At 47.7% G+C, this 12754-nt stretch carries 11 protein-coding genes; 7 read left to right on the top strand and 4 right to left on the bottom strand.

What is annotated here, in order from left to right; translation table 11 throughout:
* Positions 1–9 precede the first annotated feature (9 nt).
* Positions 10–1275: an FAD-binding oxidoreductase gene (locus J0L70_RS01810; protein WP_287452848.1), complete on the top strand. Its 1266-nt coding sequence runs from the start codon at positions 10–12 to the stop codon at positions 1273–1275.
* Positions 1276–1277: 2 nt separating this feature from the next.
* A complete protein-coding gene (glcF, locus tag J0L70_RS01805; protein ID WP_190653456.1) occupies positions 1278–2606 on the top strand; it encodes a glycolate oxidase subunit GlcF in 1329 nt (442 codons plus the stop codon).
* A 54-nt stretch (positions 2607–2660) separates the two neighbouring features.
* Here the strand turns inward: glcF and J0L70_RS01800 are convergent, their stop codons facing one another.
* On the bottom strand, positions 2661–3365 hold the full coding sequence (locus J0L70_RS01800; RefSeq protein WP_017290414.1) for a Crp/Fnr family transcriptional regulator: 705 nt from the start codon (positions 3363–3365) through the stop codon (positions 2661–2663).
* A gap of 374 nt (positions 3366–3739) precedes the next feature.
* Between J0L70_RS01800 and J0L70_RS01795 the strand changes: the two genes are divergently transcribed.
* The 3 genes from J0L70_RS01795 (at position 3740) to pgsA (ending at position 6303) form a co-directional block, all read left to right on the top strand.
* Complete coding sequence (locus J0L70_RS01795) at positions 3740–4798, top strand: hypothetical protein (protein ID WP_190653457.1); 1059 nt, start codon at positions 3740–3742, stop codon at positions 4796–4798.
* Between the two features lie 125 nt (positions 4799–4923).
* Entirely contained in the window at positions 4924–5694 is a 771-nt protein-coding gene (locus tag J0L70_RS01790; protein ID WP_225885674.1) for a sugar transferase, read from the top strand.
* Between the two features lie 87 nt (positions 5695–5781).
* Positions 5782–6303, top strand: coding sequence for a CDP-diacylglycerol--glycerol-3-phosphate 3-phosphatidyltransferase (gene pgsA, locus J0L70_RS01785; RefSeq protein ID WP_190653458.1), 522 nt, complete (start codon positions 5782–5784; stop codon positions 6301–6303).
* A gap of 19 nt (positions 6304–6322) precedes the next feature.
* Here pgsA and J0L70_RS01780 read toward each other — a convergent pair whose 3' ends face one another.
* Together J0L70_RS01780 and J0L70_RS01775 are read right to left on the bottom strand one after the other, a co-directional pair.
* Positions 6323–8395 (bottom strand): GAF domain-containing sensor histidine kinase, encoded by a 2073-nt coding sequence (locus tag J0L70_RS01780; protein ID WP_287452847.1) that lies wholly within the window; start codon positions 8393–8395, stop codon positions 6323–6325.
* Between the two features lie 109 nt (positions 8396–8504).
* A complete protein-coding gene (locus J0L70_RS01775; protein ID WP_287452846.1) occupies positions 8505–9410 on the bottom strand; it encodes a ChaN family lipoprotein in 906 nt (301 codons plus the stop codon).
* 121 nt (positions 9411–9531) lie between these two features.
* On the opposite strand from J0L70_RS01775, the gene J0L70_RS01770 reads away from it, so the two are divergent.
* Positions 9532–9831 (top strand): hypothetical protein, encoded by a 300-nt coding sequence (locus J0L70_RS01770; protein ID WP_017290419.1) that lies wholly within the window; start codon positions 9532–9534, stop codon positions 9829–9831.
* Positions 9832–9945: 114 nt separating this feature from the next.
* Entirely contained in the window at positions 9946–11253 is a 1308-nt protein-coding gene (locus J0L70_RS01765; protein WP_287452845.1) for a homoserine dehydrogenase, read from the top strand.
* 75 nt (positions 11254–11328) lie between these two features.
* Here J0L70_RS01765 and J0L70_RS01760 read toward each other — a convergent pair whose 3' ends face one another.
* Positions 11329–12294 carry an integron integrase gene (locus J0L70_RS01760; protein WP_026148918.1) on the bottom strand — a complete coding sequence of 322 codons (966 nt, stop codon included), beginning with the start codon at positions 12292–12294 and terminating at the stop codon, positions 11329–11331.
* Between the last annotated feature and the right edge of the window lie 460 nt (positions 12295–12754).

The following is a 12754-nucleotide window of genomic DNA, read 5'->3' as shown; positions in this document are numbered from 1 at the left end:
AATTATCGGATGCAAGCAGTTCTTCAAACACTCGGCGCTATTTCAGAAATTCGGTCTTGGCAAGATTTGACCGAATGTCAGCAGACACAACTCTCGCGATCGCTGGTTCATCCAGATCGGATTTATTGGGTTTCTCCCGCGACGATCGAGGAATTGGGCGCGATTGTCGCCTGTGCCTATCAACATCAATGGCGAATTTTACCCTGTGGTCATGCGACCAAGTTGCATTGGGGAGGCGTGATCGATGAAGTGACCCTGGTTGTAAGTACCGAAAAGCTCGATCGCTTAGTCGAACATGCAGAAGGCGACCTAACGGTGACGACTGAAGTCGGGATTTCGTTTGCGCAATTGCAAGCGATCGTGGGAAAAGTCGGTCAATTTTGTGCGATCGATCCGCAATTTCGCGATCGGGCAACGCTCGGCGGAATTATTGCAACCGCAGATACTGGATCGCTCAGACATCGCTACAACAGCGTGCGCGACATGCTACTGGGCATTACATTTGTTCGCTACGATGGTGAAATTGTCAAAGCAGGCGGACGAGTCGTGAAAAATGTGGCAGGGTACGATCTGATGAAGCTCCTCACCGGGTCGTATGGCACGCTCGGAATTCTGGCGCAGGCGACGTTGCGAGTTTATCCCATCCCAGCAAATACCCGGTCAATTCTGGTTTATGGCGATTCAGATTCACTGGCACAAGCGGCTCAAACGCTGTTAAGTTCAGCGTTGACTCCGACCAGTGTTGATCTGCTCTCAAACTCGCTCACGGAGAAATCTACGGTGGGCTTACTCGTTCGGTTTCAGAGCATTCCTGAAAGCGTGAATTTACAGATTCAGCGGCTCACAGAAGTCGCAACTGCCCTAGGCTTATCCGTTTCAGATGCAGATCTATGGCAGACATTTCATGATCGTATGGATGTCTCTGACCAAAGGAACACAATTGTTTGCAAAATAGGAGTTAGACCGTCGAGCGCAGTGACGGTTTTGGATCAACTCGCATCCATTTTGCCTGCTGCGAAAGTGGTGATTCATGCCGCTTCCGGCATCGGGCAGTTGAGCGTCCCCGATGCGCGCTCCACGCAAATTCTCGAAGCCCGATCGATTTGTGCCGCGAGTGGAGGATATCTATCTGTGTTGCAAGGCTCGATCGCGTTTAAGCAACAGCTTGATGTTTGGGGTTATTCTGGCAATGCTCTGAACGTGATGCAGCGCGTCAAAGCTCAATTTGATCCGCAAACCCTGTTTAGTCCTCATCGTTTTGTCGGCGGAATTTAAGAATGCAAACTTCTAATCCAGCTAAAAATTCTGGCGGCTTCGATGCCCAAAATCCTCCTGATCCGAAGCTGATCGATTCTTGTGTGCATTGTGGCTTTTGTCTATCAACCTGCCCCAGTTACCGGGTCATCGGTAAAGAAATGGATTCGCCCAGAGGACGAATTTATTTGATGGATGGAATCAACGAAGGTGAGATTCCACTGAACCCCGCAACGATTCAGCATTTTGATTCTTGTTTGGGCTGTTTGGCTTGCGTCACGACTTGTCCGTCGGGGGTGCAATATGACCAGCTCATTGCCGCGACTCGTCCGCAGGTGGAGCGACAAGATGCGCGATCGCTGCCGCAAAAGCTGTTACGCCAATTTATTTTCTCGGTCTTTCCTTATCCGAATCGGATGCGGGCGTTGTTGCGACCGTTGGGCATTTATCAGAAGTCGGGATTACAAAAAATCGTCAGATCGATGGGATTTTTGAGCGCGATCGCGCCTCAACTGTCTGCGATGGAAGCAATTCTGCCAGATATTCCAGCGAAAGCGTTTACCGATACCATTCCGGCTCTCATTCCTGCCCAAGGCGAAAAACGCTATCGAGTCGGAATGCTGCTCGGCTGTGTGCAGAGATTATTTAATCCAGAGGTCAACGATGCGACTGTGCGGGTTTTAACCGCAAACGGCTGTGAAGTCCTTGTGCCCCAAACTCAAGGCTGTTGTGGCGCGCTGTCTCATCACCAAGGGCAAGAAGAACAGGCGAAACACTTTGCCCGCCAGATGATTGATACCTTTGCCAATACTGAGGTTGATGCCGTTTTGGTCAATGCCTCCGGGTGCGGTCATACGCTGAAAGAATATGGTCACATTCTGCAAGACGATCCGAATTATGCAGAGCCAGCAAAGGCCTTTGTTAAAAAGGTGAAAGATGTGCAAGAATTTCTTGCCGAAGTCGGCTTAACGGCAAAGCTTTCTCCCCTACAAGAACAGCCGCTAACTCTGGTTTACCAGGATGCTTGCCATATGCTGCACGGTCAAAAGATCAGCGTTCAACCTCGACAACTGCTCAGAAAGATTCCGGGCGTACAATTGCGTGAACCCATCGATGCTGCACTCTGCTGTGGAAGTGCTGGCATCTACAATATTCTTCAGCCAGAAGTGGCGAATGAGTTAGGGCAGCAAAAGGTTGAGAATTTAACGAATACAGGTGCGAGTGTCATCGCATCGGCAAATATTGGCTGTTATGTGCAAATTTCTCGACATTTGAAACTGCAGGGCAAAGCAGTTCCGGTGCTGCATCCGATGCAATTGTTAGATTATTCAATTCGCGGCATTCAGCTATAAAAAAGGCTCCAAGATTTCTCAAATCTTGGAGCCTTAAAATCTTGACGCATGATGCTAAATCATGAGCCGTTCTAGAGCATGAGCATCGGGAATGCACAGCACATCTCGATCTCGCACGATCAGTCCTTTTTTCTCTAACTTGCTCAACACTCGCGTTACTGTCTCGCGTGCTAATCCACTCAAACTACTGAGTTCTCGATGCGGTAAGTTTGGAATCTCTGTTCCAGATGGACTGCGCTTCCCTTGACCATCCGCTAAGAACAACAAAATGTCCGCGACCCGCGATGTACTATCCGACTCGCGCAATCTCAAGCGTCGATTCACTTGGCGCAACCGTCGCGCCATTAATTGCGCCAACCGAATTCCGGCTTCTGGCTCAGACCCTAACAATTGCACAAAATCTTGAGCGGGCATATTGCCAATCACGGTGGGAGCCAGCGTAATCACATCGGTCGATCGCGGAACTTCATCGAGCGGAGCCATTTCGCCAAATAGCTCACCTTTGCCCAAAATATTCAGGGTGACTTCTTTGCCATCTAGGTTATAGGTGCGAATCTTCACCCAACCGCTGAGAATGAAGTAGACCGAGCTACCCCAATCATTCTCGAGCAGGATCACTTGATTCGCAGGATGGTTTCGCATGACGACATGGGCGATCGCTTTTTCGATCGCACTTTCAGGCAACCCCTCAAAGAACGGGGCTGAGCGGATCGAAGCGTTAATCGTCGTGTCGCGGAGAGTTGTGAATCGGTCTTCCATTGAGGGTATAACCAGAGTGCGGCATGAAAATGAGCGCGAGATGACCCAAATGACATAATGAGGGACGAGGCTAGAATGCCCATTCACCTCAACGATTGCACAGCCGCGCTCCTCAGCAATTTAGACATATTTTAGATGGTTTGTAGAATTTGGCATGAATTTAGCCAAATTCGTCACCCGCCAAACCGCAAAATCTAAAATTCAACCTGAAAATTCTCCTGATTTTGGCGTAAAGCTTTGTTTCGTGAAATAGAACGATCGTGTAATTCCCTGTAACACTGGCAACAGATGACGCAGTTCGGGCAACCTTAAAGATAAGTTGAGAGTCAAGCCAAGTCCGGTCTTGCCGAATTTTTACTCAAGGGTTTTTTGTTGTGACTGCTAATCAAGATCAAATTCAGCGTTTGCTGACGGAAGTGCAAGATGTTCTCGCTCAGCGGAGTCCTCGATTGCCTTGGGGATCTGCGGCACAAATTGCCCGGCAGCGCCAAGTTCTCAAACAAGTTCGAGCTTATTTAGAAGCCGTATTATCGCACCTCAATCAAGCCGATCAGACGACGAAAACTGAGGCTCAAGCTCAGGATGTCATGCAATCTGTGATCCAAGAAATGAATGCTTTGCGATCGACCCTGCTACATCCACTGCACGCTGAAGTTGCAACCTTAATGCAGCAGCGAAACGCGCTCACCAAAGAAATTCGTCAACTCGAAGCACATCGCCAAATGCTAGAGCAACCCGCGCCGACTGAAGCAGTTTCGCAACCTGGTCTACCTGATGTGAATCAAGCTGATCAAGCGCTGACGACTTTAGATACAACTCTGCATGTCGTCTTTGAATCTCTGCAAAAAGACATTCAGGCGTATCAGGATTCTCTGTCCCAAGGTATCGATAAACTGCATAGTCTGGGACAGCAGAGTGAAGCGATGTTTTCTGGAATTGTCGGGCGATTGGCAGCCCAAATGGGGCGAGATGCCTCGACCTTTCTACAAGCTTCTGACCCCTCCATTTCACCAGAGGCTTTCAGGATGCCTTATGCCGGGACTGAATTCGTCCCGAATCAGATCAAGTCGGAACGATCGTCCTCGCTTGAAACCATTACTGTATTGACTCAACTCATCGATCAATTAGAAGTGGAAGTCGATGAATTTCCACTGTCGATTCCAGCGGCCCCGCCTCAAAACGGGATCAGCAGTGGTCGGGACATCCCATCTGACCTCAAAAGTCTGTTTCAGGCGGGTTCACCCAAGGTTGAACCGACGATCGATGCAATGGCTTATTCCGAGTTGAGCCAAGAAACCACGTTAGAACAGTTAAATCCGTCTGTCCCTCACTCGTCTCAGAGCACTCCGAGTGCTGAGGAACCCATTATTTTCACCTTGGAGGGCATCGAAAATTTATTTCTTGAGGAATCGAAAAATCCGCCTAATGGCTGAGTTGGAAGCGTTTCATCACTGAAAAGGCGGATTTTCCCTTATCAACATTCAAACTTCATACAATTGAGCAGCAGTTCAAAGTTTAGACAAACCCTTACGGGATGTCAGGTTCGGGATCAGTAGGCATGAATATAGTGACAGATGAGTTCTCCGAATCCTACTACCTGGCTATCTCCGTGATGACGTTTACTGAACTTCCTCCCTCCCACTTTCCTGCTTCTCGTCTCAATTCTCAAGAAGGTGCCTCAGCGCGCCATGCCCTCCGCCTAAGTCCTGAAGTCCGTCTACCTCATGCTTCAGTGCAGAGTAAACTCAAGCGTACGATCGACATCTTAGGCGCTGCGGTTGGCTTATTGATCACAGGCTTGATTTTGATTCCGATTGCGATCGCGATTCAAATTGATAATCCGGGCAAAGTCTTCTACAGCCAAATTCGTTGCGGTGTAAATGGTCGTCCGTTCCGTATCTGGAAATTTCGCTCGATGGTGACGAATGCCGAGAATTTGAAGCATCTGGTTCAGAATGAGGCGAAGGGCAATATCTTCAAGAGCAAAGACGATCCGAGAATTACTCGGGTAGGTAAGTTTTTACGTCGCACTAGCTTAGATGAGTTTCCGCAATTCTGGAATGTGTTGCGAGGTGAAATGAGTCTGGTTGGAACCCGTCCGCCGACCGTTGACGAAGTGAAAGCCTATGAAGCACATCACTGGAAACGCTTGAGAGTGAAACCCGGCATTACGGGAGAATGGCAGGCAAACGGGCGCTCTAATGTCAGCGATTTTGAAAGCATCGTCGAAATGGATTTGGAATATCAGCGCAAATGGTCAGTACTCTACGATTTGCAATTAATTTTCAAGACGGTTGCAGTTGTCCTCAAGAAGGATGGTGCTTGTTAAGGCTTGCCAGCGTTCGGTAACTCCTTTAGCTTGATAATTGGGAGAGTCCTGTTTGGATTCTTCCAATTTTTTTATGTCAATCGTTTTATGAATCTGCCAACTTGGATTACAGTGTCGCGCCTGCTCGGTGTGCCGATTTTGCTCTATGGCTTGCAGTCTCCGACGATCGAGACTCGCTGGATAATGGTCGGGGTTTTTCTCATTGCTGCTGGAACCGATTGGGTCGATGGCTATCTGGCGCGAAAGCTCAATCAAGTGACGGATTTAGGTAAATTTCTTGATCCCTTGGTGGATAAACTCTTGGTGCTGGCTCCTTTACTCTCGTTGGTAGAATTGCAGCAGATTCCGGCTTGGGGAGTGTTTATGATTTTGGCGCGGGAATTGACGATCGCAGGATGGCGCGTTGATCCGAATCTGCAAAAATCGGTGCAAGGAGCAAATTTCTGGGGCAAGCTCAAAACGGTGAGTCAGATTGCTGCGATCGCACTGCTCATCGCACCCCTTTCTAAAGAATGGCAGAGTCTAGCGGTCAGCCTTTTCTGGGTTTCGGTTGCTTTAACCTGGATTTCAGGAGCAATTTACCTCCTTCCCGAAAAAGCTAAAGAGTAGATCAATTCGGCAGGGCAGACTAAGAGTCTATGGGTAACTTACAGGGTAATCGCATGGTGAATTCAACCCCTTGATCTGGATTGGGCGTACAGACAAGACTGCCCCTATGTTTTTCAACCACAATTTGTCGAGAGATGGCTAAGCCTAACCCTGTTCCTTTGCTAACGGGTTTCGTCGTGAAGAAGTGATCAAAAATCTTAGTTGCGGTATCGGGTGCTAGCCCAATTCCATTATCCCGAATCCGGATTTCAACTTGATCGGAGTCATAGGGTTGAGTCGTGATCCAAAGCGTCGGTGAAGGTTGATCCGAATTGCCAAGTTTTCCACAGGAGATCGCTTCTTCGATCGCATCGAGAGAATTCGCGACAAGGTTCATAAACACTTGATTGAGTTGCGCTGGATAGCTTTCGATTTGAGGAAGTTCGCCATAGTTTTTGATCACTTCAATTGTGATATCGCTACAAGTTTTGAGGCGATGTCCCAAAATCAGCAACGTGCTATCGATGCCTTCATGAAGATCCACAACTTTAACTAAGGCTTCATCTAACCGTGAAAAATTACGCAGCGATAGAACAATTTGTTTGATCCGATCGGTTCCAACTTCCATCGAAGCAATGGTCTTGGGAAAATCTTCCAGAATAAAGTCGATGTCTAATGCTTCAATGTGCTGACGTAACGCTTTGAGATCCGTTTCAGAAGTCGGATCCAGTTGTTGATATAACCGAACGAGAGTCAGGAGATCTTGAGCGTATCCCTTGACATGCCCGATATTGCCGTGAATGAAGTTGACTGGATTGTTGATTTCATGGGCAACTCCAGCGACCAATTGTCCCAGACTTGCCATTTTTTCATTTTGGATGAGTTGTATCTGCGACTGTTGTAGTTCTTCTAGGGTCTCTTTAAGTTCGGTTGCCTGAGCTTGAATTTGGCGTACAAAATCGGCTTGTTGTAGCGCAATACCAAGTTGTTCGCCAATCTGGGCAAGCAGTTCAATTTCATCCGCTTGCCACTGTCGAGGTGCAGCATTTTGAAATGTTGTTAGAAGCCCCCAGAGACGTTCGCCATCAAAAATGGGCGCGATCGCGTACGCTCTGGCTTGAAATTCTTCGAGGAGTGCAATATGGCAGTCTGAATGTCCCGCTTCATAAATATCGGGCACAGCGAAGGTTTCGTTCTTTGCGTAACGTCCGCCCTGTGTTTCCATTAAGTGCGTATCTTCAATGGTTGGGGACACACCAACAAGCGGCTTCCAGTCTTCTGCAACTGACTCAAATAAGAAGTTGCCGCTCCAATCCGAGTTAAAGCGATAGATACTGACTCGATCTGCTGTGAGCAATTGCCGCACTTCATCACAAGCGATTTGACAAATCGCCGCAAAATCGAAAGATTGTCGAATGCGATTGGTAATTTTGACTAAAGTTTTTTGGTAGAGCAGTGCTTTGGTTTGAGCTTTGGTTTCGGCGAGTAAAGCGGTTTGATTGGTGATTTGTTCGAGTTGTTCTGCCTGTTGTAAGGCGATCGCAAAGTGATTGGCAATTTTACGAACAAATTCGATTTCTGAAAGTTGCCAACGACGAGGGCCACTGCATTGATGAACACAGAGAAATCCCCAGAGTTCCATCCCTTTGAGCACAGGGACGATGAGTTTGGCACGCACTTGAAATTGCTCAAGAAGCTTAATATGACAATCACTAAATTCAGCCGTGTAAATATCGGCAACTGCTTGCACTGTGCTCTGAGTATGGTGAGCAGCAAATTGGGAGATGAAACAGGAATCATAGGCTTGAGCAGCAAGGGCTGAGGGAAATCCTGCCGCGACATCTTCTGCCACAAACTTGCTTTTGTTTACCTCATTGTCTGCGAAGAACCGTAACACACCAACCCGATCGACATTAAGTAACTGTCGAATCTCTATCGCCGTAGTGTTGAAAATCTCTTCTAAATCAAGCGAGGAACGGATTCGATCAATAATGCCGTTTAATACTTCCGCTTGTTCAATCTGCTGAAAGATTTGATCTGTACAGGTGGAGAGTTGATAAGCGGCTTGTTTGAGAGCGCTAAAGTGTTGATCGGGCACAGGTAAATTCTGCATTCAGCGGGTTTTGGTAATAACTTGCACTTTTACAAGCTTTCCCCAAGGAGAAATCGTTCTTACAAGAGCGCGCAATTGGAATTCTCAGCGTTCAGCTTTATATATTCATTTAGTTTTTCCAGAAATAGTCTGCGATCGCACTTTCTTGCAAAAGCTCTTCTGAAGGATTCAAGAGAACGATCGATTGCTTGATATTCGGCAGACGGCGTGCGACGCGGTTAGGAATTCCATCTCCATAAACGACATGACCTTGACCTGCGAGGACGACCATTTGTCGATCGGGATTTTTTCTCAAAAATTGCGCGATCGCGTCTGCCATCGTTTCGTCCCATAAAACTTGAGCTTCAAAAAATCGTTCAAATCCGCGATTGTTGCCTTTTCGGCTGTGAAAGCTATCGAATATTGTGCGGAGGCGATCGCGATATCGAGTTGGCTCAAGGCGAATTTCAGCAATGGGGGCAATGTAGCGCTGATCTTCAGGTGTCAGACTGTTCAGCCCTTGACGCGAAACTTTGCGAGTCACTTCAGTCGGCGCATTCAAAGCCACGATCGGGAGCTGGTTTTCTTTGGCGAAGGCAACGATCGGCGCATAAAACTCCCAGGGGAACCCCCATCGCTGATCGTATTCGGTGGATTCTCGCAGCGCTTCCTCGGTTATCGCTCCTGCAAGATAGCGATCTAACCCCGATTGAAATGGGCGTTGAAACATTTCGAGACCGATCGCTAACTTGGGATTCTGCTGATGTAAAGCTTTCAGCAATTCTATTTGAGCTTGGTGATCTTCCTTGCTGTCATGAGTTTCGCCTAGATATATCACTCTCGACTTGGCGAGTTGCTGGATCACGGTTTGAGGATCAAGCTGTGATTGAGTTGGGGTACTAACGGAAACCTCAGCAGAAATAGTTTGAGCACAAGCAGGTGCAATCCAGAGAACTAGCAAACTTAGGGATAAAGCACAACCGGTTGTGAAAAATTTTCTTGCCATGAGCGATCGTAGACAAACTGCTCTCATCATGCCGTAGATTGCTCGTGCTTTTCTACCTTAAGGTACCGTCGGGCTACCTCGATCGAGGGAATTTTGCCAACCTTGATCGAGCTACTGTCAGAAACAGATAACATTTTTGGGGCGAATCGATATGGCAACCGATCCAAAAGCAGCAGAACCAGGAAAAGGGGCAGCAGGAAACGACCATTGGGCAGTTCAGACTGCACAGCCGACCGATGTCAATCCACCCGATGAGCGGATTCCGTCTGGAGTAGATGTAGAGCGGAATGTGCATGATCTTGAGGCAGCAGTCGAAGCTGAGGCGGAGACTGATTTGAAAACGACAGACGGCTATGTGATTACTGAATCGGGTCAAATCAACAATTTCGCAGTTGAGCCACCGATCTATTACGAAGATAACAGCGGCAATCGAGTAGACTTACCTGATTAATTCGTTTTTAGCCCAGTTGATGAAAATAGCGCGATCGCCTAAAGCGCGATCGCGGTTTCTTCAGGGTCTTCCCTTCCCATAAAATGGAAGATCTGTTGTAGTGGGAAAAAAGCTGTGGCGTTTAAAGTCGGTTTATTAGGATTGGGAACAGTCGGACTTGGAACAGTCGAAATTCTGAGCGATCCGGCTCAGCGTCACCCTTTAGTACAAGAATTAGTCATTCATAAAGTGGGTGTGCGATCGCTCGATAAGCCTCGTGATCCTCGGATTCCTAAAGAAATTCTCACAACGGATTTAGAGTCGATCGTGACCGATCCAGACATTGATATTGTGATCGAAGTGATGGGTGGGTTAGAGCCTGCTCGATCGTTAATGCTGAAAGCGATTCAGCATAAAAAGCATGTTGTGACGGCAAACAAAGCCGCGATCGCAAAATTCGGCGATGAGATTTTTACAGCAGCGACCGAAGCGGGAGTGCATGTCTTACTAGAAGCCGCAGTGGGGGGCGGAATTCCTGTGATTGCTCCGATTAAACAGTCGCTTTGCTCGAATCGGATTCGCACGGTCACAGGTATCATCAATGGAACCACGAACTATATTTTGACGCGGATGCAGCTTGAGGGCGGCGATTTTGCTGAAATTCTCGCGGATGCCCAAAAGCTTGGATATGCTGAGGCTGATCCGACTGCCGATGTCGATGGATTAGATGCGGCGGATAAGATTGCGATCTTGGCATCTTTGGCGTTTGGCGGACGGATCAAATTGCCAGAGGTCTATTGTGAAGGGATTCGCCATGTGAGCGCGATCGAGATTGGGTATGCCGAGAAGTTAGGGTTTGTGATTAAACTGTTGGCGATCGCGAAACGGAAAGCGAGTGAAGAGGAGCTTGAGGTAAGAGTTCATCCAACGTTAGTTCCAAAAGCTCACCCCTTGGCAAGTGTAAATGATGTATATAACGCAATCTTGATCGAAGGCGATCCGGTTGGACAGGTGATGTTTTTCGGGCGGGGTGCGGGCGCAGGACCGACAGCAAGTGCTGTAGTTGCAGATGTCTTGAACATTGCTGCCTTGTTGAAGACCGATCTATCAGAGCTAGCAGGTCAGCCTCCAATTCTTGATCCTTTAATCGCTTGTGCGCATCAGCATTACTGTGCGATCGCGCCGATGTCAGATCTCTATACGCGCTTTTATGCTCGTTTTCTGACTCGGGATTATCCAGGAGTGATTGGAAAGATTGGAACTTGCTTTGGCGATCACGAAGTCAGCTTGGAATCTGTGGTGCAAGCAGGCTTCCGAGATGGAGCCGCAGAAATTGTGGTTGTAACGCATGAAGTTCAAGAAGGAAATTTCCGCAATGCGCTGAAAGAAATTGAGGAGATGAAGGAGATCGAAAAAGTCGCTAGTGTTCTACGTGTTCTTTAGACAGCGTAATCAAACTGCCCAGGATGTTGCTCAAAATCTTTTATCTTTTGAGAAAGCTAGAGGAGTGCGATCGCGCTAAGAATCAAGCGGACTTCGCACCCCTTTTCCACCCCGATTCAGAACATGAGTGTAAATCATCGTTGTCTTCACATCTTTGTGCCCTAGTAATTCTTGCACCGTGCGGATATCGTATCCTGCTTCCAGTAAATGCGTTGCAAAACTATGGCGAAAGGTATGACAGCCGACTCGTTTCTGAATTCTTGCAGCAAACACTGCTTGCTTGAGGGCTTTTTGCACTCCGCTTTCATGCAGATGGTAGCGATTGATTTGCGAGGTTCGAGGATCACGACAGCGACGATCTGACGGAAAAACAAACTGCCACACCCACGATCGTTCCGCATTGGGATACTTCCGGGCTAACGCATAGGGTAAATGTACAGCCCCATAACCTTGTGCTATGTCTTGCTGGTGCAATCGACGTACCCGTTGTAGATGCTCTCTCAGGGGTTCATTCAAGCTAGCGGGCAACATCGTGACTCGGCTCTCAACACCTTTTGGAGTGCGAACGATAATTTGCTGTTGAGCGAAGTCGAGATCTTTGATCCGGATGTTTAACCCTTCATTTAACCGCACCCCACTGCCATAGAGAACCTGCACCACAAGCTGATACACGCCAGACAAATTGCTAATCACAGCCCTGACTTCCTCCTTGGTCAGCACGGTCGGCAAGTAACGCGGTTGCTTAGCTCGAACGGCATCAATGGAAGCATCTAATTCTTGGCGTAACACCTCGCGGTAGAGAAACAAAATGGCGCTGAGAGCTTGATTTTGAGTAGAAGCTGCCACCTGTTCCTGTACTGCAAGATGCGTTAAAAATGCTTCAATTTCTGGACTTCCCATGTCTTTGGGATGGGTCTTGTTATGAAATAGGATGTAGCGCCGAATCCATTGAATATAAGTTTGTTCAGTGCGATAGGAATAATGCTTCACCCGCAACAGGTCAGAGACTTGTTCGAGAAGTTTTCTAGGGCGTGGCTCCATCTGGGCAAATCCTAACTCCATAATTCTGTTATTCAGGATCTTAGGCAGACAGGAACAAGTTCTCTTTTGGAAGAAATACGGAAAGTTTCCGCCTAAGATCCCTGTCGAGGGGTATTATGCGGAAATCGTGTCGGGCTAAGTAGCTCAATCCGGACTTAGGCAGAAGAATTCAGGCTAAGTGCCTCAAATTGGGATCTTAGGCGGAAACTTTCAGTCCAAATAATAGTTAGCCAGCTCTCGCAGATTATGGTGAGAGGCTATCATACTTTCATTAGCATCACTAGTGAGTGTGCGATTGCCTTATAGAGTCCTGACTTGCCAGTTTTTAGTCCGCTTTTGATTGTTCGATCAGTAATGCGAGAGAAGAATTAATTGGTGTTGCTAAATATCGGTATGATTTTGCAAAAAATTGAATAAAGTTCTAATACCTGCAACGATCTGTTCATACTTAGGATCAGCA

The sequence above is a fragment of the Leptolyngbya sp. UWPOB_LEPTO1 genome (assembly GCF_017302695.1).
Lineage (GTDB): Bacteria > Cyanobacteriota > Cyanobacteriia > Leptolyngbyales > Leptolyngbyaceae > Leptolyngbya > Leptolyngbya boryana.
This window is presented reverse-complemented; position numbering and strand designations above follow the sequence as displayed.

Excerpts from the sequence above, each read along its gene's own strand:
- J0L70_RS01810 (WP_287452848.1), top strand. The coding sequence starts at position 10 with ATGCAAGCAGTTCTTCAAACACTCGGCGCTATTTCAGAAATTCGGTCT.
- glcF (WP_190653456.1), top strand. The coding sequence starts at position 1,278 with ATGCAAACTTCTAATCCAGCTAAAAATTCTGGCGGCTTCGATGCCCAA.
- J0L70_RS01800 (WP_017290414.1), bottom strand. The coding sequence starts at position 3,365 with ATGGAAGACCGATTCACAACTCTCCGCGACACGACGATTAACGCTTCG.
- J0L70_RS01790 (WP_225885674.1), top strand. The coding sequence starts at position 4,924 with ATGAATATAGTGACAGATGAGTTCTCCGAATCCTACTACCTGGCTATC.
- pgsA (WP_190653458.1), top strand. The coding sequence starts at position 5,782 with ATGAATCTGCCAACTTGGATTACAGTGTCGCGCCTGCTCGGTGTGCCG.
- J0L70_RS01780 (WP_287452847.1), bottom strand. The coding sequence starts at position 8,395 with ATGCAGAATTTACCTGTGCCCGATCAACACTTTAGCGCTCTCAAACAA.
- J0L70_RS01775 (WP_287452846.1), bottom strand. The coding sequence starts at position 9,410 with ATGATGAGAGCAGTTTGTCTACGATCGCTCATGGCAAGAAAATTTTTC.
- J0L70_RS01770 (WP_017290419.1), top strand. The coding sequence starts at position 9,532 with ATGGCAACCGATCCAAAAGCAGCAGAACCAGGAAAAGGGGCAGCAGGA.
- J0L70_RS01760 (WP_026148918.1), bottom strand. The coding sequence starts at position 12,294 with ATGGAGCCACGCCCTAGAAAACTTCTCGAACAAGTCTCTGACCTGTTG.